This is a genomic window from Brevibacillus reuszeri, assembly GCF_001187725.1.
GTDB lineage: Bacteria > Bacillota > Bacilli > Brevibacillales > Brevibacillaceae > Brevibacillus > Brevibacillus reuszeri.
The window spans coordinates 131640-153492 of record NZ_LGIQ01000007.1 but is presented as its reverse complement, the minus strand read 5'-3'; the positions used below and the strand labels follow the sequence as shown (position 1 = coordinate 153492).

Annotated in this window: 29 protein-coding genes and 2 pseudogenes; 11 read left to right on the top strand and 20 right to left on the bottom strand. The window is 42.6% G+C overall.

The window, feature by feature from the left end; translation table 11 throughout:
• The first annotated feature begins 89 nt into the window (after window positions 1-89).
• A complete protein-coding gene (locus ADS79_RS10435) occupies window positions 90-764 on the top strand; it encodes an O-methyltransferase (RefSeq protein WP_049738358.1) in 675 nt (224 codons plus the stop codon).
• A gap of 306 nt (window positions 765-1070) precedes the next feature.
• Here ADS79_RS10435 and spoIIP read toward each other — a convergent pair whose 3' ends face one another.
• The 4 genes from spoIIP to ADS79_RS10415 all read right to left on the bottom strand — a co-directional run bounded on the left by spoIIP (window position 1071) and on the right by ADS79_RS10415 (window position 5281).
• The gene (gene spoIIP, locus ADS79_RS10430) at window positions 1071-2822 is read right to left on the bottom strand and encodes a stage II sporulation protein P (RefSeq protein WP_049738357.1); all 1752 of its coding nucleotides are present in this window, start codon (window positions 2820-2822) and stop codon (window positions 1071-1073) included.
• 169 nt (window positions 2823-2991) lie between these two features.
• Complete coding sequence (locus ADS79_RS10425; protein WP_049738356.1) at window positions 2992-4407, bottom strand: alpha/beta hydrolase family protein; 1416 nt, start codon at window positions 4405-4407, stop codon at window positions 2992-2994.
• Between the two features lie 83 nt (window positions 4408-4490).
• Window positions 4491-4943 carry a MarR family winged helix-turn-helix transcriptional regulator gene (locus tag ADS79_RS10420; protein WP_049738355.1) on the bottom strand — a complete coding sequence of 151 codons (453 nt, stop codon included), beginning with the start codon at window positions 4941-4943 and terminating at the stop codon, window positions 4491-4493.
• A gap of 155 nt (window positions 4944-5098) precedes the next feature.
• Window positions 5099-5281 (bottom strand): hypothetical protein, encoded by a 183-nt coding sequence (locus tag ADS79_RS10415; protein WP_049738354.1) that lies wholly within the window; start codon window positions 5279-5281, stop codon window positions 5099-5101.
• Between the two features lie 264 nt (window positions 5282-5545).
• On the opposite strand from ADS79_RS10415, the gene ADS79_RS10410 reads away from it, so the two are divergent.
• Complete coding sequence (locus ADS79_RS10410) at window positions 5546-5890, top strand: YkgJ family cysteine cluster protein (RefSeq protein ID WP_049738353.1); 345 nt, start codon at window positions 5546-5548, stop codon at window positions 5888-5890.
• A 13-nt stretch (window positions 5891-5903) separates the two neighbouring features.
• Here the strand turns inward: ADS79_RS10410 and ADS79_RS10405 are convergent, their stop codons facing one another.
• The 3 genes from ADS79_RS10405 to ADS79_RS10395 all read right to left on the bottom strand — a co-directional run bounded on the left by ADS79_RS10405 (window position 5904) and on the right by ADS79_RS10395 (window position 7995).
• Window positions 5904-6749 carry a nuclease-related domain-containing protein gene (locus ADS79_RS10405; protein ID WP_084765782.1) on the bottom strand — a complete coding sequence of 282 codons (846 nt, stop codon included), beginning with the start codon at window positions 6747-6749 and terminating at the stop codon, window positions 5904-5906.
• Between the two features lie 160 nt (window positions 6750-6909).
• Window positions 6910-7419: a hypothetical protein gene (locus ADS79_RS10400; RefSeq protein ID WP_049738352.1), complete on the bottom strand. Its 510-nt coding sequence runs from the start codon at window positions 7417-7419 to the stop codon at window positions 6910-6912.
• Between the two features lie 96 nt (window positions 7420-7515).
• Window positions 7516-7995 carry a GNAT family N-acetyltransferase gene (locus ADS79_RS10395; protein ID WP_049739046.1) on the bottom strand — a complete coding sequence of 160 codons (480 nt, stop codon included), beginning with the start codon at window positions 7993-7995 and terminating at the stop codon, window positions 7516-7518.
• A 185-nt stretch (window positions 7996-8180) separates the two neighbouring features.
• Between ADS79_RS10395 and ADS79_RS10390 the strand changes: the two genes are divergently transcribed.
• The 3 genes from ADS79_RS10390 (at window position 8181) to ADS79_RS10380 (ending at window position 9922) form a co-directional block, all read left to right on the top strand.
• Window positions 8181-8477: a recombinase family protein gene (locus ADS79_RS10390; RefSeq protein ID WP_049738351.1), complete on the top strand. Its 297-nt coding sequence runs from the start codon at window positions 8181-8183 to the stop codon at window positions 8475-8477.
• Window positions 8478-8629: 152 nt separating this feature from the next.
• Window positions 8630-9139: a hypothetical protein gene (locus ADS79_RS10385; protein WP_049738350.1), complete on the top strand. Its 510-nt coding sequence runs from the start codon at window positions 8630-8632 to the stop codon at window positions 9137-9139.
• 165 nt (window positions 9140-9304) lie between these two features.
• Window positions 9305-9922, top strand: a complete 618-nt coding sequence (locus tag ADS79_RS10380) for a hypothetical protein (protein ID WP_049738349.1) — start codon at window positions 9305-9307, stop codon at window positions 9920-9922.
• A 132-nt stretch (window positions 9923-10054) separates the two neighbouring features.
• On the opposite strand, the gene ADS79_RS10375 is transcribed toward ADS79_RS10380, so the two are convergent.
• The 3 genes from ADS79_RS10375 to ADS79_RS10370 are packed head-to-tail and all read right to left on the bottom strand — an operon-like array spanning window position 10055 to window position 11352.
• Entirely contained in the window at window positions 10055-10492 is a 438-nt protein-coding gene (locus ADS79_RS10375) for an HD domain-containing protein (RefSeq protein WP_049738348.1), read from the bottom strand.
• A 27-nt stretch (window positions 10493-10519) separates the two neighbouring features.
• A complete protein-coding gene (locus ADS79_RS35450; RefSeq protein ID WP_162490617.1) occupies window positions 10520-10690 on the bottom strand; it encodes a hypothetical protein in 171 nt (56 codons plus the stop codon).
• A gap of 5 nt (window positions 10691-10695) precedes the next feature.
• The gene (locus tag ADS79_RS10370; protein WP_049738347.1) at window positions 10696-11352 is read right to left on the bottom strand and encodes a DUF3885 domain-containing protein; all 657 of its coding nucleotides are present in this window, start codon (window positions 11350-11352) and stop codon (window positions 10696-10698) included.
• Between the two features lie 125 nt (window positions 11353-11477).
• Here ADS79_RS10370 and ADS79_RS10365 point away from each other — a divergent pair, with 125 nt between their 5' ends.
• Together ADS79_RS10365 and ADS79_RS10360 are read left to right on the top strand one after the other, a co-directional pair.
• Window positions 11478-11741: a hypothetical protein gene (locus ADS79_RS10365; RefSeq protein ID WP_049739045.1), complete on the top strand. Its 264-nt coding sequence runs from the start codon at window positions 11478-11480 to the stop codon at window positions 11739-11741.
• Between the two features lie 209 nt (window positions 11742-11950).
• On the top strand, window positions 11951-12364 hold the full coding sequence (locus tag ADS79_RS10360) for a DUF6173 family protein (RefSeq protein WP_049738346.1): 414 nt from the start codon (window positions 11951-11953) through the stop codon (window positions 12362-12364).
• 10 nt (window positions 12365-12374) lie between these two features.
• Here ADS79_RS10360 and ADS79_RS10355 read toward each other — a convergent pair whose 3' ends face one another.
• The 3 genes and pseudogenes from ADS79_RS10355 to ADS79_RS10350 all read right to left on the bottom strand — a co-directional run bounded on the left by ADS79_RS10355 (window position 12375) and on the right by ADS79_RS10350 (window position 13531).
• The gene (locus tag ADS79_RS10355; RefSeq protein ID WP_049738345.1) at window positions 12375-12773 is read right to left on the bottom strand and encodes a hypothetical protein; all 399 of its coding nucleotides are present in this window, start codon (window positions 12771-12773) and stop codon (window positions 12375-12377) included.
• A gap of 48 nt (window positions 12774-12821) precedes the next feature.
• Window positions 12822-13037 (bottom strand): annotated as a pseudogene (locus ADS79_RS36640) (protein tyrosine phosphatase); the annotation flags it as partial.
• Between the two features lie 38 nt (window positions 13038-13075).
• Window positions 13076-13531: a macro domain-containing protein gene (locus ADS79_RS10350; RefSeq protein ID WP_049738344.1), complete on the bottom strand. Its 456-nt coding sequence runs from the start codon at window positions 13529-13531 to the stop codon at window positions 13076-13078.
• A gap of 501 nt (window positions 13532-14032) precedes the next feature.
• On the opposite strand from ADS79_RS10350, the gene ADS79_RS36070 reads away from it, so the two are divergent.
• The 3 genes from ADS79_RS36070 to ADS79_RS10340 all read left to right on the top strand — a co-directional run bounded on the left by ADS79_RS36070 (window position 14033) and on the right by ADS79_RS10340 (window position 15000).
• On the top strand, window positions 14033-14263 hold the full coding sequence (locus ADS79_RS36070; protein ID WP_236699945.1) for a hypothetical protein: 231 nt from the start codon (window positions 14033-14035) through the stop codon (window positions 14261-14263).
• Between the two features lie 21 nt (window positions 14264-14284).
• Entirely contained in the window at window positions 14285-14509 is a 225-nt protein-coding gene (locus ADS79_RS36065) for a GNAT family N-acetyltransferase (protein WP_255323709.1), read from the top strand.
• 185 nt (window positions 14510-14694) lie between these two features.
• Window positions 14695-15000, top strand: a complete 306-nt coding sequence (locus tag ADS79_RS10340; protein WP_049738343.1) for a hypothetical protein — start codon at window positions 14695-14697, stop codon at window positions 14998-15000.
• Between the two features lie 85 nt (window positions 15001-15085).
• On the opposite strand, the gene ADS79_RS10335 is transcribed toward ADS79_RS10340, so the two are convergent.
• Window positions 15086-15550 carry a hypothetical protein gene (locus tag ADS79_RS10335; RefSeq protein WP_049738342.1) on the bottom strand — a complete coding sequence of 155 codons (465 nt, stop codon included), beginning with the start codon at window positions 15548-15550 and terminating at the stop codon, window positions 15086-15088.
• A 381-nt stretch (window positions 15551-15931) separates the two neighbouring features.
• Here ADS79_RS10335 and ADS79_RS10330 point away from each other — a divergent pair, with 381 nt between their 5' ends.
• Window positions 15932-16528, top strand: coding sequence for a DJ-1/PfpI family protein (locus ADS79_RS10330; RefSeq protein WP_049738341.1), 597 nt, complete (start codon window positions 15932-15934; stop codon window positions 16526-16528).
• A 235-nt stretch (window positions 16529-16763) separates the two neighbouring features.
• Here ADS79_RS10330 and ADS79_RS10325 read toward each other — a convergent pair whose 3' ends face one another.
• The 6 genes and pseudogenes from ADS79_RS10325 to ADS79_RS35260 form a co-directional block, all read right to left on the bottom strand.
• Window positions 16764-18053: an insecticidal delta-endotoxin Cry8Ea1 family protein gene (locus tag ADS79_RS10325; RefSeq protein WP_049738340.1), complete on the bottom strand. Its 1290-nt coding sequence runs from the start codon at window positions 18051-18053 to the stop codon at window positions 16764-16766.
• A gap of 1149 nt (window positions 18054-19202) precedes the next feature.
• A pseudogene (locus tag ADS79_RS36060) lies at window positions 19203-19399 on the bottom strand (group-specific protein); the annotation flags it as partial.
• A gap of 145 nt (window positions 19400-19544) precedes the next feature.
• Window positions 19545-19943 (bottom strand): DUF4183 domain-containing protein, encoded by a 399-nt coding sequence (locus ADS79_RS34260; protein ID WP_084765779.1) that lies wholly within the window; start codon window positions 19941-19943, stop codon window positions 19545-19547.
• Window positions 19944-20056: 113 nt separating this feature from the next.
• The gene (locus ADS79_RS10315; RefSeq protein ID WP_049738339.1) at window positions 20057-20341 is read right to left on the bottom strand and encodes a DUF4183 domain-containing protein; all 285 of its coding nucleotides are present in this window, start codon (window positions 20339-20341) and stop codon (window positions 20057-20059) included.
• A gap of 630 nt (window positions 20342-20971) precedes the next feature.
• Complete coding sequence (locus ADS79_RS10310) at window positions 20972-21172, bottom strand: hemolysin XhlA family protein (protein ID WP_049738338.1); 201 nt, start codon at window positions 21170-21172, stop codon at window positions 20972-20974.
• A gap of 85 nt (window positions 21173-21257) precedes the next feature.
• Window positions 21258-21401 carry a hypothetical protein gene (locus ADS79_RS35260; protein WP_161807275.1) on the bottom strand — a complete coding sequence of 48 codons (144 nt, stop codon included), beginning with the start codon at window positions 21399-21401 and terminating at the stop codon, window positions 21258-21260.
• Between the last annotated feature and the right edge of the window lie 452 nt (window positions 21402-21853).

Sequence of the window (21853 nt, the reverse complement as noted above, 5' to 3'; positions counted from 1 at the left end):
CAGCCTGCCTTTTTATTTGAAACATTTCCGTTATTGTCTTTTCCATTAACTGTTATACTATTGTTGTCAAATGTAAAGGAGTGGATCATATGTCGAAAGAAACCTGGACAGCTGTCGATCGTTACTTTACCGATTTACTTTTACCCACCGACCCGATTTTGGATGCTACGTTGCAGGCAAATGCCGAGGCCGGTCTTCCATCCATAGATGTCGCTCCTAATCAGGGGAAGCTGTTGAATCTGTTTGCCCAAATACAAGGTGCTCGCACCATTTTGGAAATCGGTACGCTTGGCGGCTATAGCACGATCTGGCTCGCTCGAGCACTTCCAGCCGATGGCCGATTAATCACGCTGGAAGCCAATCCCCATCATGCTCAGGTAGCAAGAAAAAATCTTGAGCACGCTGGCCTCGACCATCTCGTAGAAATCCGCCTTGGCGATGCCTTGGACTCACTTGCACAGTTAGACGCCGAAGGTCTTGGTCCGTTCGATTTGTTTTTCATGGATGCAGACAAGCAAAGTAATTCGGAATATTTCCAATGGGCTCTCAATCATTCTCGTAAAGGCAGCCTGATCATCACTGACAATGTGGTACGTAACGGCAGAGTTGTGGATGAAGCCAGCACGGATCCAAGTGTCTTGGGCGTGCGTCGCTTTGCCGAGCACGTCGCTGCCGAGCCGCGTGTGAGTGCTACCGCCCTACAAACTGTCGGTAGTAAAGGCTACGACGGCTTTGCCATTGCTGTCGTTACCGAAGAGATCTAAATATTTTTGCGCAAACCCGTTTCCGCCAGCATGGAGACGGGTTTTTCTTTCAGCGAATAGCGAGGTGATCGTATGAAAGGTCCAATTCGCTTGCAAAAAAAATCCCCACTCGCTCAAAGGCGAATGGGGTTACGTAAGGGGTAGTACGTAAAGAAAAAAATACGTGAATACCATTATAGTAGATGATTATCGCGTTATTGACTACAAGTATATATAGGTACAATTACCTATAGTTAGGAGAACATTCGCTCTACCCCTAAAAAAAAACGATTCTTCCCGCAATCATTGCGAAAAGAATCGTCCGTTTTACTTAAAGGCAATTTGGGATTCCAACATATAATTGGTTAGCACATCTGCAAATGCCTCTGCAGTATTGTAGCATTCTTCCAACGTATTGTTCGTTCCCCCAAATTCGAGTAGCAAGGCCCCACCGGAAATGGACTGATTGTACACGCCATTTCCTTCATTCGTTCCTTTTAAAATAATTCCACGAGACAAGCCTGGGTAGGAGGCCTCTAGCCGTGCGTGCAGATTTTCTGCCAGCCTTTTATTTTCGAGATGGTTTGGATTGGCTGTTCCAATCACAAACAGCATACGAGAATACGTTTTGCCATTCAAGGAAATGGCGACCGTGCTACGCGGTTCATCACTGTCGCGATGTATATCGAAAATGTACTTCAAGTTCGGACTTGTTGAAGCTGCTGCCGCAACCGCCTTGTACGATTCGGTATAGGACATCGAGTAACTCTTCTTTTGTTCAACCAGCTTCTGGGCAAAATCATCCTGATTCGCCATGGATGGGATGCCTCTAGCCTGCAACAGCTCACCTAATCGTTTTCCAACCAAAGTAATATTGATCTGCGGGTCGTCTACCGAGCTGCCCTGCTGGTTTTTTGCAACGTTTCGCCACGACTCGCGGTTATGGGTGTGGTAAATGTACACGGTCTCATTCCCAACCATTCCTTGGTTGTAGCCTACGCCAGAAGTCGGCGTTCCTCCCGTAACCGGCTGCCCGGTACTCGGATTCACTCGGTCAACGATCCAGCCTGCGATATAGGCCGTAGAATTGTCAGCCAGTTGAATCAAGTACCAGTCCCCTTCTGTTTGTACAATCGGAAACGTTTGTCCTGGTTGCACGGTACCTACAACAGCGTATGTGGTTCCTGGACCGTTGCGCAGGTTCGTATCGGCATTTTTTACACGAACGAGTTCTTGTGCTTGTCCAGTTGGGGGATCATAGCTGCCTGGAAACTCCCCTACTTGCCCTGGAGCTGGATTATCCTGACCAATCGGCTTGAATATGTACGCATAGGTGCCATTGAAATTGATCGTGTACCAGCCATCCGCATAGCCGTAGTGTGTGACCGCTGTACCACTATTGTACTGGCCGATAACCTGCCCCAAAATGTTCGGCTCGGCGTATACCTCATGCCACTCTTGCAGCACAAGCGTATTTCCCGCTTGTCCATTTCCTGTATCCACTGGCGGTACATATGGTGGCGGCTCGGGTACAGGTGTCGGTACTGGCGTAGGAACTGGTGTCGGTGTAGGAGTCGGGGGTGGCGGCGGAGTTGGCGCTGGTGCGGACGTTTCCGCCATGAACCGGGCATTGACCCAACCGTTTTTGTCATTGGACAGCTTGATTTGCACCCAATCCCCTTGTTTTTTCACTTGCAGAAACACACCATTTTGATCGATGATCTGCAAGATTTGCGCGGTAGCATTCGGTTCTGCCCGAACATTCAGCATGTCTACGGTGCTCTTCACATAAATCGTCCGTGGAATATCAATCATTTTGACATACTTATTGTTGAGCCATCCCGTCTTCCCATTAGGGAGCTTCACCTGTGTCCAGCCGTTGTTCTGTTGCTTAACGATTGGCAGTCTTGTAGCTTTCGTGATGGTTCCGACGATTTGGGTAGTTGTATCCGGTGCACTGCGAATATTCAGTTGATCAACAGTTATCTCGACATGTGTGGCAGCTTGAGCAGACGACAGCGGCACCAACAAGACCAGGGAACAAACAGCAGCAATGATGGATTTTTTTCGTGAAAACAACAGCCTCGTTCCTCTCTGTTCGACTCGATATGACTGGAAATTGCATCCTGTCAATTAAAAGGTTCTCGATTGAGTTACATAATCCTTCATTCTGCGACATATTTTCCTGATCAAAAGTCAAGAGTCCAAAAAATCCCGCTTGAAAACGAGGAATTATCATCCCCCTCTGCTACTGAAAACCTACAGTTTGACTACGAACCCCGGAATACTTCTGCGGGAGATATTCACAGGAAGCAGATGGGTCTTTTTTCAGATGGCGATTCATGAAGCACAGTGTAGCCTCGTTGATGATTTTGTGCTGTTCCTTCACATCTGGACTCAATAGCTCGATGAGAGGCGAGTAAAGAGGGATATCTGTGAAGCTAAGATGTCCTGCCTGCTCCAAATACAGGATGCTTCCTTTTTCGCCAAGCAGCTGCTGTCTTCTTTGTTGCTCCATTTGTTCCATTTCAGGTGGTGAAGCCAGCTCCTCTGGTTCAAATCCGCCACTTAGAATCATGACTGGACGATCCAGTGGCTTTGGCCGATCCTCCCCGTATAGATACCCGTCCATATTTATCGCAGCTTGGAAAGCAGGATTTTTATACAAAACATCTACAGCGGTAGCCCCACCTTGGGAATGTCCAATCACTCCGAGCCTTGCAAAGTCCATCCTGCCTAGTAAGGGACTCCCGGCATGGCTGGCTCCCAGCGCCTTCATTTGTTCCAGCACAAACTCAATATCCTTCCTCTGCTCGCGGATAGTCGGGATGGTAGCTTCATTTTGAACCTGATATTCCATGGGTAGGTGAGAGGTGCTGTCTACAAACGGCTCATACGTGCCATCATCATACGTTGTAAGCAAAGCCGTTCCCGGATGCTCCACTGCTACCACGACATAGCCATGGCTTGCCAGCTCGATCGTTTGAAACGAATTCGTAAACCGTGCCCCCAGCATATTCCCATGGGAAAAGAAAATGAGCGGAGCAGCCTCCAGCTCAGGAGCAAATGCTGCATCCTTGTATGCATTCGTTTTCACCAGCTCCAAGTAGCGAACCAATAACGACGGAAGTCCATATGCCTTTTGCATACCCTTAGAAAATTCCGGCATATCCGCGATGTATGCTTCTTTTGGCGCCGATTTTTCACTTACAGCAGGATACCAGATTTGCGTCTTTACCCTTCTCGGCTTCCCATCGGCGTTTGTTCGATTTACATCTGTCCATGTGTAGCTTACCGTCCCCACTTGATAGGGTCCGGTTGGCTCTTCCAGTGAGAATACAGGAAATACATTTGGGAGCAAAGCTGCTAGTAGCGTATACGGCAATGTGACGATGCTAAGCAGAATCGGCTTAAGTTTACCCGTACTCTTGATGCTCGTGCCTTTGCTCCATACTCCGTACCTGCATAAGACAATCAGTACACTGACATAGACCGGAGCCATTTGCCAGCGCCAGCCTTCTATGACGAGATGCGCTACAGTGAGCACGATTAGCAGCAAAGGTACACCTCGAAGGATAGAGATACCCGGCCGCTTCACAGACCAGATTACTTGCCACAACAGGAACATACTTGCGAGTAAAAGCAGGATTTCAAACAGCCTCATACATAATCCTCTCCCGTTTTGATTCAATCATTAAGTTATATAAATATTTAATTAAACTTAACTATTAATCAAAAAAAGAGAAACTACTTCTGCGTTTTCTCTTTTTCGATGATAACCTTGAACCTTGAAAAGATTCCCTTCAGGTTTTTCAGGTCCTCCACATCAAGCTTGGAATAAAAGCGGTCAATAATCGAAAGCTCAATTTGCTCACTATTTTCCATGTACTTGATCCCGGCACTGTCCAGTTCAACAAAAATCTCTCTTCGATTGTCCGGATTAATAAAACGCTTGATGTAGTTTGCCTTTTCCAGCTTATTGAGGCTTTGGCTGACGGCGCTTGGCGTAATGTTCATGATTTTCGAAAGCTCACCTGTGAGAAGACGTCCCTGTTGATGAAGATGCCCCAGCAAAACAATTTGGCTATTGGTGATATTTTCATCCTGCAAAGCATGATATTCCTCTGTCAGCATGGCATTACATGCATACTCAAGCTCGTTTATTTCACGAACAAAGGCTGTAAGCTCTTCTCTATTCATTTTATCACCATTAATAGTTAAGTTAACTTAACTATAATACCTCATTACAACCCTGTCAATTCTCTCTCCCATTGAGACAATCCTGTCATGAAATTCCTGGTCACGAAAGTAAAAAAGCCACCCGTTTTTTTGAGTGGCTACTGCTTGCCTTTACTCTATTGATCAGCCAGAATCCGAATATAGGAGACATTTTTTACATTGATCACAATGTCATCATATTGCAGCCAACCATCGTTTTGATTCGCAATCATTTGAATGATTTCTTCTGGTTCAGACGTTCTCACTGTAACCGTGTCACCTTCCGAAAAATGGAAAACGAGCCTTTTCACTTCTAACATACGATCCTCTCCTACTTCCATGTAGTTGGGTGCATTGGCTTCGTTCTTGCCGCTCCCCCCATCACTTGCTTCTTGATTAATATCGGAAGGAACCCCTTTTTCGTTGATACATTTCTTCCTTTTTATACCCAAACAAATACATTGACAAAAAATACTTTTCGTGTTATTATTAAATATTTTATTATTTACAAATCATTTACAACCTTTCATAATGTCAGTAAGAAAATCGAACGAGACATGATTTTTTAGAGGGGTTGTATGTAAATGCAAGCACTTCCTTGTCAAGGCTGCAGAGGTCTATGCTGTGGCCCTGTTCCTATAACAGAGAAGGAATACAAGAAAATCCAGAAAAAGGTGAAGTCCATGCCGCAAAAGATTCGTGATGGTCTGGAAAAACAACCTCGCCTTTATGGAACCTGTATGTTCTACGATCTGGATCGCGACCAATGCGGTATTCATGACGCCCGACCTGAAGTTTGCCGCATGTTTGGTTTTCATAAAGACATGGTCTGCTTCCGCAAGCCAGAGCTGGCTACGAAAGAGCCAGTGCGGTTGAAAGAGACAGTGATTGGGCATTTGAGTATTGATGTTACGTGGAAGGATGTTTAAAAACGCGAAATGCTTACAGTGCTTTTTGATGCTCGAAGCAATACACGTTCCCTTTAAATTTGGCTTGATTGGATAAACAGTAGGTTGCGATTTTTTCCGATACCTGCTTGCCACATGATGCACATTTCATTTCATCAACTACGCTGTTTTCTTGGCTTGGGATTGGGGCTGAGTTGTTGTTACCTTGTATCCCTTCAACATGAGCTACCCTTGCCTTTGCGTCGGTAATGTTTGCTTGCGCCAATGCTGCATACATAGACTCTACTTGCTCAGGTGTAAACCGCTGTTCTTTGTTCAACTCTTTCAGTCGATTTATTTTTCGCTGAATAAACTCCGTCAGCTCAATATCATACACAATCAAATCATTTGATCCCATTTTTCTTAGCTCCGGATCGACACTAAATGTACAGCGACGCGTAAATGAAACGAGAGAAACAATATGCTCTTTTTCGATCTGAATGATGCTTCGGACTGATTCTACATGCCCGTAATTTTGATAAAAGGGATTCATCATTTTGAAGCGCTTGTTTACAGTCCACTGTTTATCTTCTTTTCCACCTTTTATCTCACCCGAATAGTTTTTCGTTTCAATGATAAAGACGGCGTATGGTGTTAGAAGAACATGATCGATTTGTGAGTACCCTGATTTTGCCTTGGGGTTTGCGAGAAGTAAATCGGTCAAGTGCCTGTACTCTTTTGGCATCTGGTCCAGCTGTATGTTGACCTTGTACTCACCAAGCTCTCCTTTTCGGATTGATTTTTGCTGGTTTACTATTTTCGTTTCATTCTTCCTTTTGTCCTGTGGTTTGGCTTGTTTCTGATCGTTGCCTTTGAAAAAGGATAGCAGCTTGGAAAACATGACTTGATTCCTCTCCTTCATTTCGATTTCATGAAGAGAAGCGCATTTTGCACCTCGCACCCATTTTGTTATCCTTCTTCCCTTTTCTATATTTTCCAAACAATTACAGGCATTCGCATAATCTATCATCGCTGATGTTCTACTTCACCGTTTAATAGCCTCACGAATCATGACAAACCACGCATCCCCATTCACTCATCAGCGCATCATGACGGGGACACAACTGAAACCCTTCAGGGAAGCTTTCCTGAAAGATCTCTTTCCACTCTGCATAATTTTGCTCATCCACATACGTGATTTCGAACCGCTTTAACATGTCGTCCAATTTTTCTAATAAGGTAGCGACCCTTGCTTTATTCGGTTGGTAATCGAGGGTCAACCATCCTGCTTCGGAGACTGCTTCCCTGATGACTGACGCGAGAAATTGCTTTTCCGCCGGAAAGCTCTCCTTAGACCACGGAATTTCATTGAAGCTAAAGCCTACAGTCCCGATTCCCCTGATCGATTGATCTTGATAGGCCAGCCAGACGATTAGCTCTTTTTGTCTCTCCGTTACAGCCAGTCTGGAGCCTGCTAATACGAGGACAGAAATGATGACGGACGTCATTGCATTCGACATATGAATGCCTTCTGACTCTAGCCCGTCGTATAAATCAATATAATTTCCCATACCTATCCCTCATTCAGATCTCGAAGTCTTTTCTGCTAGAAAAGCGATGCCGCCTTTTCCCGGAAGCAAGTCCTCAAAATCACACGTTTACTTGCTTCATCCCAATTCCACTTTCATCTTCATGACGATAAAAGCAGTGCCATTATTTACGAAGGCTCCCGTTTGGGCAAATCCCATTTTTGAATAGACCTTCGTTGCCCTGATATTAAAGGCTGCCACACTCAATCTCAGATAGGCTGGTTGATACTGCTGGATGGCAAAATCGATTCCAGCCTGTAAAAATGTCAGGCCCAGCCCCTTGCCGGTCAGTTCAGGCATCATGCCGAGCCCGATATCGAGTATATTGTCGCCCGTGTACTGATGTTGATTTCGACCTTCTGGTACTTGTGCATTGCGTCCGTAACAAAAGAAGCCGATAAGCGGTTCATCCTGATCACGAACGGCATAGTAGGTACCGTCCAAAAGCTCCGCAAAAGTCTCTTCACTATCATCAAAATTGTAGAAGGAGTATTCCTCAGGATACTTCCAGCTTACGATCTCATGTGCATCTGTTGTTGTCATCAAATGAAAATTCAACTCATACCCCTCCACAAAGCCTTTTACGCTCAGTTCGTTTTTAGAAAAAGGATTTCCTGCTTGTCCCACGTTATTATTCGATCACTAAGCGATTTCATCTCTATTTAACTTCCGTAGCTCTATTTCAAGTGAAAGCGATTTGTGTTAAATTTGTTTGATAGTATCCATCTTTTGAGGTGATTCACATGGTCGCCGTTTTTGTCAGAACGGAATCCAATGACTTTAGTCATATTCAACAGCAAATCGAAAAGTGCTTACCATTCTTAGGGAAAAAAGAGCCAAAAATGTACTTGGAATTCTTCATGTCTGGCGATGCCGATGAAAGACTGGGCTTATCGCAGCTCATTGAGGATATTCAATCAGGAATGGTTACCAAGGTTATTTGCACAAGCTCAGAACGTATTTCCAGTGATCGGGTAGAATTAAACAAGTTTTTGCAGCTTGTCCGTGAAAAAAATATCGAATTGATTTTTGCCGGATGAAAGAAATATTGCTTGCCCCTCTTTCGGAAATTCCCTCGATCTCATAGTCTCCCCCTGTACACCACTGACTCCGAGGATGCGTATATAACCTTGACTGTTTCCATTCACCCAATCCTATTTTATGTCACTGAGAGATCGAGGCGATTGGCCATTTGAACACCATACTGACTCTACTCTTGTTTCTGGCATTACCGTTGAGTACTCCGCAACCTCAGCCTGCCGACATGGTTGATGCTTCCTCGTCCCCCAATCCCATCTCCACATTCACCTATGATCAAGCCCATATTCATCTAGACAGCATTATGGGTAAAATATCTGCTCATTCGGAAAATCTGGATCGGGGAGCTTACATTGGATTTCAATACGCGACGGGACAACTCTACAGTTACTTGCTCGCAATTCATTACAAAGACAAAGATATATTGGATGCCAACTACAAATACAAGTACAATGCACCATCCTTTGAGGATGTAATTGCTGCTTACCACGAAAATGTCGACTTTGCTTCTATTCAGTTAACTCAGCTCAAGCATGTCGAAAGCACGATCGAAATTGAGTTTTGCTATACAAACAAGAAAACAAAACGTGCCGCTTTCCTGCACTATCTTCTCGATTATGGCGTTCACGGCTTGACCGATAAATCGGTGTTTCCCAATCATTGATTCATACAGTCGCTGGTTATGTTCTTCAATCTGACCTCTGCACTTTCATACATAATCAGATTCATCACCAGTATCCATACACAGGCGGAGTCGTTGGTCATTTACTTGTCATGGGATTGACGTTTGTAAGTGTGTGGTGGTTTACCAGAGATAAAAAGGCGAGGCGTGTGGGGGCTCAAGCTAAGAGAAGTGAAAACCTGGGATATACAAGGATCTATTTTATATTTGATAAAATGGTATAATATGGATATCTTTTTTAGAAAGGTGGTGTCCATTTTGAAATACTTCCTCTTTCTCCTTCTTTTCTTGGTCATTGGATGCTCACAGGCTCCTCAAGTATCCACGAAAACAGATTTTGATAACTACATGGCGGAACTTACGAAGCATAATAAAAAAATGAATGAAAGTCTCCAGTCGATGTATTCCAATGGCAACTTCAAGCAGTTTTCTCAAGAACATTTTCTCGCTCTTGTCGAGGAGTACATTCAAAATATTTCCTCGATGAAACCACAAACCACAGAGGTTCAAGAATTGCAGCAGCTTCACTTAGAAGCGTTAAAGCTCCAATACGAGTTTCAAGCGTACTTTAGTGAATGGGCCGAGCAAACACCCGATGATGCGCGTGATGCGGCTATGTATCAAAAACTGGAGGAATCGAAACAAAAAACGTTGGAGTGGAGTCAGAAAATAAAGGCTTTATCTGAAAAATGGCAAGTGGATATCATGCAAGCTACACCAGAACAAAATGGTGGGCTCTTTCAGATGGTTGATCTTTCAAACTAAGCTGCATCCTATATTCACAACGCCATTACAAAAAAAAAGACTCCACTCATATGAGTAAGGTCCAAAATGATTTCTTATGTTCCTGGTACTGGAGGAACCGGTGGGAATGGTGGGAAAGTGACCTAACTTAAGTTAGGTTGAAGCAGAAAAATTTGAAAGCAGTTCGCTTCTTGCCCGCTTGTAACGCTCTACTCTTTGAAAATCCTCTTCGGTCGGATTGGAGAGACGTGTCAAATCGCAATTATCCTCCAAGTCAGCCAGCTTTACCGTTTTGGCGATTGAATTGCATTTTGCTCGTCTAATAAAGTCTGTATAAGTCTCACCCGCTTGCTTGGTCAAGGCAACTACGCCTTCTATGACTGCTTCTGAAATCCCGGCCTTCTTCAGGTCTTCAACCGTAACGTCCGTGTCTTCTAAAACATCGTGCAGAACGGCAGCGATCATCGTATCCTCGGTCCTCATGCGCAGCATAATCCGAAGTGGATGAAGGATATATGGACTTCCCCCTTTATCGACCTGACCTGCGTGCGCCTCTGTAGCGATCACAATCGCTTTCTCCAATGCATTCATTCACTCACGCCCTTCATGAATTCAGAATCAGGCGTAATATCCTCCTACTTCCAGGAATTCGCCCGTTTCCTTGTAATCCAGCTCAAACAATCCATCCCCGTGGCCACAGCTTCCATATCGATAATAAGCCAATGAGCCTTTACTAGAAACACGTTCAAATTCAACACAAATCGCCATCAGTGTTTTGCCCCATTTCATTTCCACTAAAAACCTTTAAATATATTCTCGATCCTTTCTCTGTCATAGTCCAGAATCCAGTTATTATACTTTTGATACAGGCTTCTAATCGAGAACGGATGATTCGATACGATATCGAGTCCCCTGTCATCATAGAGGTGGTAAATTACATGTGATCTCGGATTGATGAAGTACACTCTGTCACTGATATATGGCTGTTTAAAACTAGGGAAATCCTGATATCCGATTGCAATTAAGATTCGCTTGTAATCAATCTCATCTCGTCTACACCACAGACAGCTTTGATAGCTTATCCCCTGAAGCTTCCCGTCCTCATCGTATTCTCTTTCAAGCTCTGCACAATCCACATGGTCAACGATATTCTTATTTCTTATAAACGTTGGTAACACGTTGATCCCTTCATTCATAACTTCGAATCCATGAAGAGAATCATATGTATGTACAACGATACAAATTTCGTCCACCGCTTTGAAAATTTGCTCAAATAACATGATCGATCTCATTTTTACCGTTTGAAAGTAGGATGGATGTTCTATTCCCCTATAAGGCACACCAATTTCAAACCTGATCCCTACAGCAGAATGATAAAATAATGGTGGCTCCAGGTTTAGCTCAGGAAAGTTTGTACGCAGATAATTTTCAAGTCGGTTTATACTATCCACAATGTCCCTCCATATTTGTTCCACCACTCCTTGTATCCATATTTTACCTCATATCCAAAAGAAACGGTTTTTTCCACATGAAATTTGTTAAAATGAATGCAAAAAGGAATTTGTTGGTGATCTCTATGAAAAATAGACCTGTTTGGTTTCGTGTCATTTCGATTGTTGCTCTACTTATTGCGGTGGCGAACCTTTTCACAAATAGTACCTTGCAGAGAGAACTAACGATGCTCTGTCTGGCTGTAGTTATGGGCTCTTCCAGAATTTTAGAATGGAGAAAAAAACGCCGCTATGCAGCGATTGCGTTTTTGGGAGTTGCGGCATTTCAAATGTATGTTTTGATCGAAACGATTTATGTGTTTGCAACGATGAATGAAAGTGGTTCTTAGCATGTCGTAATCCAGTTTCGATGCATGACTTAGCATATCTCTTTGCTCCCTGTACATTCTGGTAAGCTTGTTGCAGGTTTTTAGATGGGAAAATCGGCTTGGATTGGCTTGTCTATTCCTTTTTGCACATTCATTTGATTCTGCATTCTATCTCTTCTCTTTTTCAAAGGATTCCGATAGCTTATAATTGGGAGAAAGGGGGGATTGTTATGGCATTCCACGAAATCAACCTACCTACTTCTACTTCCCCGAATACTCTTGAAACGAAAGAACCACCAGTGTTCGAAATGCCGGCGGACCCAAACCTCGCAAGCGAGTTTCACAAGCGATTGATCCACATGATTGCGGAGTTTGAGAGTAGTCTGGATGAACACCATGAAGTCGGTATACGTCTCGTTTCGTTTGGACAAAACGTTACTTTGCGTGTGGAGGGTATTGGGTATTTCGATCCTAGCCTCATTCGGTTCTTCGGAACTGCAGAGGGTGGGGCGTCTATGGAGTTAATTCAGCATGTAAGTCAGATCAGCTTTCTGTTAATGGCTGTGAAAAAGGCTGATCCAGCCAATCCTCCCAAGCGGATTGGGTTTAAGGTGGAGGAAGAGGGAGAAAGAGACGCAGGATAGCGTCTCTTTTTTATGGTAGTCTCTTGTTGTATTCTGGTCTCAATTTTTCAATTAATAACAATTCCAACGTTGCAATCCATTGCCAATCGTCAGACGGGAAAACGATCATTCCACACGTGACAGAATCATCTTTAATGACTGTGTCCCATCTATCGACCTCTCCAAATGCTTCAATCTGATTATAGATTCGCCTTCTGAGTCCCGTATCAAGATTAGCTTTGCCCACATACTTGATCACGTCATTTTGTACAAAGTAGTAAATACCTGGATGATGATTCCATGATTGTTTTTCACTTTTGATCTCTCTCAGTGTACGGATTAAATAACTTTCGTGTTTAACATTGAGATTTGCAATTCGCGATAGATAGATATTTACAATGGATTGAAGATGACCCTCTGATTGATTCATACTCTACTCTCCTAATTAAGAAAGTACATTCTTTTAGTCTGGAACATCAATGTGCTCAGACACCCTAGATTTTAGTATTCTAACGTGCTTTTTCTCCATGACAAAGATCAGATCCGCCCAACCAATATGACCACTGGTGACTTTTATTCGGGCATTCTCCTCTGTACCTGCAGATCTGACATCATAGTTTTGAAATCCATGGAAAACTTTCTCCGCTGTTAAACTGCGCCATTTATTTCTGCTGCAAACGAATAATAGTTTGATTGCCTTCTCCTCACAATCTCGGTTACATCGCTGAGTGATTAAAGCTTATACAGCGTCACATCATAGTCACTATAAATCTCTTCAATCATTTTGCTTACGACATCCCAAGAGCCATTCGCTAAGCCGCAGCCAATATTAAAAGGTAATGCAATACTTGAATTTGCTTTCCTTGCCCTGTTTTTTAGTTCATTTAGTGCTTTTTCTAGTGCTGCATAGTCCGTATATTGCTCTTTCCCACGACCATATTTAAGCTGCCCGAATAGGTTCGCAACCGTTTTTCCTTCTGCACATTCAACCAACTGACAGATGCCCAGCAATTCTTGTTTATCTACTATTTCGTTGCATTTTTCTTTGTAAACAGTAAACGCTTCGGGATATTTTTCCTTGATTAACTTTGCAACTCCGCTTCCCATAACCCCTTTGCAATTCACTTGATGCCCGATAATATCTTCTGATGCCGTGAGTAAATCGCCATTTATGATGATGACAGCCATTTTAGGAGCTCCTTTTTTGCAACTTTTTTCTGTGATTCGATATTTTTACAAAAGGAATAATCAATAGTATTCGAAAGGTCTTAAGTAAAGTCCTGTCGAAAACGGAATTTTATGTGGAACTGTTGAACAATTGGATAATTTTTTCAATCTGTTCTTTGCAAACGACTCATCAATGGATAGAAAGGACAGCATTGTTGTAATGAGTATGTAACCAAAGCTCAAAGCTTAGATCATTGAGTGGATATTTCATATCTAGGAAAGAAATACATAATGCTGTCTGAATGGTACCTTTTTCAACAAGCTTTATATACTCCTGAACGACTGATGGATCTAATGATTCACTTGTTTGAATGGGTACGAGATATTTCCTCCTCAGTATCTCTTTTCTTTCAAAATAACCGATTTGTGAAATTTAAACACGCTCTCCCCTAAACACGTTCTATTTAGTAAAATATTGAAAAACCTCACCGAATAAAGAAAAGCCAGCGAAAGGGATTGATAATGATGCAAACAGTCTGGAAACAGGAACGCTTTATGATATCAACCGATAAGCAACTGCTGGATAAAGAGATGATCTTTACTTATTTGCATAAGGAGTCCTATTGGAGCAAAGGAATTTCCCGCGAGATTTTCGAAACCTCTGTCGAGAACACTGCTTTTTGCTTTGGTGTCTATCAGGAAGAGATTGACCAAATGACTTTTCAGCAAGTCGGCTTTGCTCGCGTGATCTAGGACCGCGCTACATTTGCCTATTTGGATGACGTTTTTATCCTGCCATCCCATCAGGGACGAGGTTTGGCAAAATGGCTAGTGAGCGTGATTGTCGAACATCCAGAGTTGAAGCATCTCAACCGCTTTTTGCTGGCAACCCGGGATGCCCACGGCCTGTACGCCCAGTATGGGTTTCAACCTACCAGACCAGCAGTATATATGGAAAAGCTTCACAAAAGCCATCCAAATCGCAGTGTAAATCCTTGATCACTTAGGACTCACTTTGATTCAGCTAACGTTCCTCCCTAAAACTCTCCCAACATCCTGGATTTCATCGCCTAGGCAACCGTACAAGCAAATGCAGGTCGATTGACATATCATACGATTAGTGCCTGTGCTAAAGAGAAATTAGTTCCTTCTGTTCGGATCATGAAGGGAAAGGAGGAACGTCTTTGAGAAAACAGCAGCCAGCTTTCAGTCAGGACCAGCTCACTCCAGAATTCATGCAATGGCTCAAGCAGAACAACGTCACCAGAAGACAGCTGAAAAGAGACCCAGAAGCATTAGAACGGCATCATCAGGAATGGATGAAAACGCAGAAAAAAACTAGGTCGAGGAGACCGAGACCCTCATTGCTTCAAATGATGCCTAATCTATCAGACATAGACTTGGGCGCAGTCATAGGTAATGTACAAATCGCCAAAGAAATCTTCAAAACGTATCGCGTCTTGCAAGGAGCAAGCATTTTTAAAAAATAGAACGATATGACCCAGAGGGAGAGTTAATTCTCTCCCTTTTGCATGCGTGAAAACTGGACAAATACAAATAAATGAATCAAAGTCTTCAGCGTGAAGCACTCTGGTCTCGCTCCGCTTCTTGCTGCTCTTCCAGAAATGCCTGCTTCGCTTCTTTGGCCAAATAAACAAGCAGAACCAATACAAGAACATAAGCAAAGTCCAGAAACCAAATGAGGGTCATAGGATGAACTAGCATAGCCCCAAGCATGGGTGACATCATTCCTCCCATGATTCCAGCCATTACTCCTTCAATCGATGCGGTGAGAGAAACACTTTTTCCTGTAATAAACCCAACGACTATCCCAATTAAAATAGCAAGGATGGTGGCAAGTCCCAAGTCGTTTACAAGATACACTTGTATATTCAGTCCGAGAGTGAGACTAGACATGGCACCAAGTACCATTGCGAATATCATGCCATCCATACAAGCCAGCTCGGACCGATTTTTAAAGGTATAAAGCATGCTGCTTACCGTTAAAAAAATGAGAAAGACCATGTTCAGAAAGAGCATACCGGCCTCCTGTGATTACACGTTTTTTACTCTTACGATCGCTAACTTGCTTTTTCGACGACATCCACATCTGCAAAAAATCGTGCATCTACTTCCCCGACAAAGACACCTGTAAGCCAACTGGACCACCTCCTGCCATAACATATGAGTTCTGCAAAGAAAGTTGTCTAAAAGAGGGAGTGACATTTTCGTCAATTTTGCAAAAATGAGCCTTTTGCCTGCATCCAACGGAATACGAAAAAGGAGCCTTTGGTTGGCTCCCTGAAACGTATTTTTTTTTTACTCACCGCATATCGACACGGAAAAATTCGCATAACAAAAGTTGTAAATTCCGCTGTACAATAAACATAGATACGAATAGAAAAGAGGGATCCATCCCATATGAATAACAAACAGTGGAGAGTAGGAATTTTTTTATTTGACGATGTAGAGGTTTTGGATTTTGCAGGTCCGTTCGAAGTTTTTTCTGTCACAGAATTAGAAAACGGTCATCAGCCATTTTTAGTGGAAACCGTATCAGAAAAAGGGAACATAGTCATTGCTTGTAATGGGTTAAAGGTGCAGCCAGATTACAGTTTTGATACGGCACCTCCATTTGATCTATTAATTATCCCTGGTGGTATAGGTGCTAAGGAACGAGAAATACATAATGAGCATGTAATCAAGTGGATTACCAATCAAATGGAATCGGTGCAACTAATGACATCAGTATGTACGGGTGCTTTGTTATTAGCAAAGGCTGGTTTACTTAAAGATAAAATGGCAACGACTCACTGGGCAAGTCTTGACCGATTAGAAAAAGAATTTCCACAAGTCCTTGTACAACGGGAAGTTAAATTTGTAGATGAAGGCAATGTAATAACGTCAGGTGGAATCTCAGCTGGGATCAATATGTCATTTCATGTTGTGAAGCGATTATTGGGTTCTGATGTTGCTCGGGAAACTGCTAAAATGATGGAATATGATATTGTTATTTAAATCATGACTGTATGAGCAACTAAAACTCATTCACGCCTACTTCGCACCAGCAATGCAAATGTCTTTGTATTACAAAACAACAATATCCCCTAATTTACCAAGGGGTTTCACCACTTTCGGCGCCGTTATCTTCTAGAATCCGTTCCGTTAATGGCACAAAAACAGGACTTTACGGTTTGCGTAGTCCTGTTTTGTGTTTGATATAGGGTTTCTTGTAGCTTCAGTCATTAAGCCATTAATTACTATACTTAAATCCTAACTTTAAGACAGAAATACCTGTCGTTCCAGATGGTCCAGACCCCGTCTTATAAGCTCCACAGACAAGCTTGTAATTAGACTCTACAACTGCATCTACGTCGGTTCCACTCCAATTTTTACGATTTCCAAGCATGCCAGATGACGAGCCATCTGAAAATATAACTTCCACGCTACAAATAATTCCTGAAGAAAATCTCATCTTCATGCCCGCAACATACTTATCCTGTGTTGCATGTAAGTAATGAGGCTCTCCACCCTTTGGATTACCAATAAAATTGCCTGAATGATCGGTATAAATGAGCTGCATACCGTCAATGGAGTTGTACTCACGTATGTATACTTGCTTAAGTTCACCTGGTTGGTCTGTTACATTGACTGCATACGAAACCTTACTGTCATTTCCAAAGATGGATAAACTATATGGCCCCATCCAAATGGTTTCAAGATTTGGATCTACAATGGCTGGTTCATCCTCACGCCCAGGTAAGTAATGATGGAGTGTAAAAGTTGTTGCGATACTTGCTGCAATTTTCGCAATTGCATCATTCATCCAGCTTTCTTTGATCGCCTCGCAAACCCCTTGAAAAGTAGTTTCGATACTATTAAAATCTACGCGGTAATGAATCTTTCTTTCTACAAATGTATCGTTGGCATACCCATGAGCTGCCCAATAAAAAAATGGAGGGACTGTAGTAGGGTTCTTGTCTGTATACCACTTTATCTCGATTTTACTTTCTCTCCATGTCTTCCATTTCGGGTAAATCTCAAGGAAAAATTTATGATAGTCTTGATATCTCTTAGTCAAATCTTTTTGCCATACCGTCGTATTGTCCTCGGTATATATTTCTTTGCCGTGACTGAGTCGTTCTCTAAGAAGTGTTAGGTGTATATTGGCGATCGTGATGGTAAGGGGGATTAAATGAATGGAGTTAGTTGATTCCGTGAGTTTATGATGCATAATATTTAACTGTGTAAGCATGGAGGTCATGAAGCCGCCCTTTTCATGATTTCCAGCATCCACATATTGATTCATCGTATCATTTAAACCTTCAATCTCGTGCTTCCGTTCCTCCATCTCTTTGTCTAATATCGCTTGATCGACTAATCCCTTTACCTGATCCTTAATTAGACTAAAAATATCCGCTTTATCAGTTGGCCATAACTGTCCAATAGCAAATGAAACAATAGCTCCAACATACGGAATCTTTTTTGCGGCTGCCTCTGATATGCTTCTAATTCTATTATTCCAAGTATCAGCATGAATCAAATAATTGTTCCCCTCTCTTACATGGATGTATAATAGTTCTCCTTATGTTAAATTATTCCTCCCCCATGACCGGATCAGCTTACCCCGCTCGGTACGAGGCTGTCAGACTTGGTGAAAAATACCCCCACCTATGTAAGTGAGGTACGAATTTCATTTTTAATTTTTAGTATCCTATCCATCGATGACGGTATAACCGTCCTTACTTTTACCGCCTTGGCTATCGGTAATGTAGTAAGAAACTATCGAAGTGCCGCTGAAGAATCTCTCAATTGATAATTCTCCCTTGCAATCGTAAGAGTAACTTTCGTTGGACCACTACTGGTTAAATTAGCAAGGTTTACTTTCCCTCCGTAACCGTCGACTGCCAGCAAACTTAATGATATTGAAGTACTCGTTCGCTCTGGGACAGAAATAATAGATCCGTTTACAAACGCAGGATGAATGGTAACATTTGCACATGGTTGACTATTCTCGTCTTATACCTTAAGCCTTTTTAACGAGCCTTCAACGTGCGGGCGACTTTCATCGCACACGGCGTGCTATCAACAGATGAAAGGTTCTCCTTCCGTTAGAATTTTACAATAGACTTGTTCATCATATCAAAATACAATCAACAGAAAATAAACAAGGAACTCCTATGGAGTCCCAACTGTAGCTCCCATGAAAAAACATCCTCTCAATCTGAAAAGACGAACCCTACTTACAGTAATTGTATTAGGCGCTTATCCATAACAATTCGGTCAACCTTCACCTCTACTATTCTATCAATTTGGGTGCCTCCTCTCAGACCACTCTTTTAATTGGCTAAACTTCACAAAATCAGCTGGTGATACCTTGTCCAGTTCGGCTACCGCTTGCCTGATTCCCACCGCCGCGAACAAATAGAAGGTCAAAGCACTTTACGTCCATTCGCTTGACCTCCTACCAGTTGATAGCGCCGATTTCTTCTTTTGTTGTGTTGCCTCGATCTGTGACTTCATTCGAACCGGCGCCCCACACCCTGTCAATTTGATCTGACGAAATATTATAGGTTCATCTGGCTGCATAAAATGCATTACAGCGCGGTTTGTAATGAATCAATTTACCGTGAGTTTACCTGTTTTACTTAGCTACGTTGTCAAATTGGTTGTCAATGTTGTCAGTAGTTCATTACCTAGGCAGTTCTTTTAAGCACTGTTCTAAAAATGCTCTCGTCTCTCTGGCGGGGAAGTACCACTTATTCCTACCTTGTGTTTAGGAAAGCGTTTATCAAAGAAAAATTGCTCCTGAATAAAGTTCCAGCTCACATATGTCCTCCGTCGCAACTCCTTTGCATCCCAGAATACGAACTCTGTATCAACTTCCTTACCAATGTAAATTCCTACACCTTCTGCTACTATATGCATCTGTAAACGAAGGTGCCCCCACTTTTGTGGAGGCGTAATATATAGGAGGTTCTTTGTGTATAATTGTATCCTTCGTCTTTTATGGATTTGAATGTACAAAATCTTTTTACGATGTCGTAATTTTGATGAACTGCAAGATGAGGGGAACCCCCTGAATTGGAACGTCACTTAAAATCAATACGCCAGGTTGCACAGCGTACAAATTTGGAGGCTGAAGAATTCCATTTATAAAAAGATTAATAATAGATGCGGTGTTTGGATCGAGTATTCCAGAGGTACTAAATTGAACTACTGCATCTGTATTCGTATATGTGTTTTTTATTCCGTCAGAAATCGCTGTGTATTGAAATATCTCGGTTTCCAGTAAACCAGGAGTACAGGGACATGGGGGGCAGGTAGGACATGACTGTCCTGGAAAGATATCTGGACAACCCAATGGTGGAATGATTAGATAAGATGAATTTCCATACCTCTCTGTATTTTGCTTCGTTAAATAATATCTCATCTCGATCCCCTTTCTTGTAGGATGTCATAGAGAGCTTGTGTTTTACACCCAAGGACAGCAGACAAGCCCCAAGCGTACTTGGACAGCTCAGGGTTTGTCTTTTTGCTCTTTCTTCAGTTGACTACAAATTCTACAGTTACGGGGGTACCACCGTTTTCTGCATCTCCATCAGGAATCGTAATCGTAGTTGTGGTAACTGACGAAGTGTTTCCCTGTTGAAGAATACCGTTCACGTAGAGATTGTAATAAGCATACGTACTGGGAAACGCAGTTGCTGCAACTCCCGCATCATTGTTAAATGCAGTTGCAGCAATAGCAAATGTTGCGCCAGTGCCTGTCCCTGCTCCAATCGTGGAAACAAATCTCACTGAAGTGATAAAGGGTTTGATAATCGCCATTTCAATCACCTCCTCCAAATTGTAAATATAAGGAAAAACCTTATTCCTTAACAGTAAATGAATAGTATTCTATTTCTGACACGTACAAATAACATTGGAGATTCGTATATTTTAATGTTTATATAGTTGTCGTTTATCTCATTTTTCTTTTCTTTCCAGTCGCCAACCTCTTTTTACTAAAGTCTATCTCGGCTAGAGAATGACTTTGATTATAGACAAAAACCCGCTAGGACTTGTGCCGAAACGGGTTTTTGAGTATGTTATCTGATTTGAGAGCATTCGAATGCGGAAATATGAAATCAACTAATTACAAGGGAACACAAAATACCTTTTTAAGTCCAGCTACGGTATTTTACGCAGGCTTTGATAAGCGGTTGAACGTATACAAAATCGCTATCTTCTCCTGTAATCAGAGGCTTTGCTACTCCATAGAATGCCTTCTTATTGGTCGGCGGTACTCCCAGCTCAATAACACCTGATGGTCGTCTGTTCAAATGCGCCAGCCATCCAAAGCCCCCCTTACTCCAGCCTGCAATACTGACGTCTGCTTACGAGAAGTTGATGATCTTTACACACCCCTTTCCAGAATAGAGCAATCACCCCAGTTATGACCATGCCAATAACAGTCCTCTAGTGCCACTTCTGATTGTCCTTTATTTCGTCCAGACGCTTATGTGTTGACTTGCCATATTGTAATGCCTTGTTTGCTGTATCCTTTGCCTTTTCCGCGACTACTTGAACATCAGTTATAGAGTCGATCTTTGTCTCCATTCTTACAACCCGCTCTCGAATGTCACTGAGGATACTGCTGGTTTCTTGTTCGCTCGTCAAATCATCCCCACGAGGCAACTCAAATTCTTAGTGATAAAAAACACCCTCGGGATTACCCCCGAGGGCTGGTTGATGGAACTGATGATTACTCAATATATTTGCTTGTTATATTGGATATACCCGCTCGCTGCCCTCCCTCAACAATGATCCGGAAATAATAGGTCCCGGAAGCGAAGGACGGTAATTTTGCAAGTACTTCATCGGTTGTAGAAGTAATAGGGCTATCCACTTCCGCATCCTCCCATGCTTGTTGGTCTGTTGAATATTGAATTTTTGCCGAGGTAACCCCGGTTAGTTGGGAAAATGACAGAAATACAAATACATCGCCCAATTCATTTTTAGCGGTACCATAAGCATCTAAGTCAGTAATCGGTTTTGAGCTATTCTCGACTTATTCCCTACGCTTTGTGAGGGTTTTCGTTCGAGCATACACCGTGCAAGCGACTTTCATCGCACACGGCGTTCCATCAACGGATGAGAATATTTTTACAACGGGCATCTTCAGGTTAACCTAGCAACACACGTTGGAAACCTATCTAAAGTTAATACATTTTATCAGGTAGCCACAATAGCAGCTCCCTATTAATTTCAAATAAAATACCCCTTAGGATATTTCCTAAGGGATACTCTAGTAAATGAGATGCTTTAAGCTGGTGGTAATGCAGTGACAGTGATTTCATT

Coding starts and splice junctions, on each gene's coding strand:
- ADS79_RS10435 (WP_049738358.1), top strand. CDS start 90: ATGTCGAAAGAAACCTGGACAGCTGTCGATCGTTACTTTACCGATTTA.
- ADS79_RS10425 (WP_049738356.1), bottom strand. CDS start 4,407: ATGAGGCTGTTTGAAATCCTGCTTTTACTCGCAAGTATGTTCCTGTTG.
- ADS79_RS10420 (WP_049738355.1), bottom strand. CDS start 4,943: ATGAATAGAGAAGAGCTTACAGCCTTTGTTCGTGAAATAAACGAGCTT.
- ADS79_RS10415 (WP_049738354.1), bottom strand. CDS start 5,281: ATGTTAGAAGTGAAAAGGCTCGTTTTCCATTTTTCGGAAGGTGACACG.
- ADS79_RS10410 (WP_049738353.1), top strand. CDS start 5,546: ATGCAAGCACTTCCTTGTCAAGGCTGCAGAGGTCTATGCTGTGGCCCT.
- ADS79_RS10405 (WP_084765782.1), bottom strand. CDS start 6,749: ATGTTTTCCAAGCTGCTATCCTTTTTCAAAGGCAACGATCAGAAACAA.
- ADS79_RS10400 (WP_049738352.1), bottom strand. CDS start 7,419: ATGGGAAATTATATTGATTTATACGACGGGCTAGAGTCAGAAGGCATT.
- ADS79_RS10390 (WP_049738351.1), top strand. CDS start 8,181: ATGGTCGCCGTTTTTGTCAGAACGGAATCCAATGACTTTAGTCATATT.
- ADS79_RS10375 (WP_049738348.1), bottom strand. CDS start 10,492: ATGAATGCATTGGAGAAAGCGATTGTGATCGCTACAGAGGCGCACGCA.
- ADS79_RS35450 (WP_162490617.1), bottom strand. CDS start 10,690: ATGAAATGGGGCAAAACACTGATGGCGATTTGTGTTGAATTTGAACGT.
- ADS79_RS10365 (WP_049739045.1), top strand. CDS start 11,478: ATGAAAAATAGACCTGTTTGGTTTCGTGTCATTTCGATTGTTGCTCTA.
- ADS79_RS10360 (WP_049738346.1), top strand. CDS start 11,951: ATGGCATTCCACGAAATCAACCTACCTACTTCTACTTCCCCGAATACT.
- ADS79_RS10355 (WP_049738345.1), bottom strand. CDS start 12,773: ATGAATCAATCAGAGGGTCATCTTCAATCCATTGTAAATATCTATCTA.
- ADS79_RS10350 (WP_049738344.1), bottom strand. CDS start 13,531: ATGGCTGTCATCATCATAAATGGCGATTTACTCACGGCATCAGAAGAT.
- ADS79_RS36070 (WP_236699945.1), top strand. CDS start 14,033: ATGATGCAAACAGTCTGGAAACAGGAACGCTTTATGATATCAACCGAT.
- ADS79_RS10335 (WP_049738342.1), bottom strand. CDS start 15,550: ATGCTCTTTCTGAACATGGTCTTTCTCATTTTTTTAACGGTAAGCAGC.
- ADS79_RS10330 (WP_049738341.1), top strand. CDS start 15,932: ATGAATAACAAACAGTGGAGAGTAGGAATTTTTTTATTTGACGATGTA.
- ADS79_RS34260 (WP_084765779.1), bottom strand. CDS start 19,943: ATGAGATATTATTTAACGAAGCAAAATACAGAGAGGTATGGAAATTCA.
- ADS79_RS10315 (WP_049738339.1), bottom strand. CDS start 20,341: ATGGCGATTATCAAACCCTTTATCACTTCAGTGAGATTTGTTTCCACG.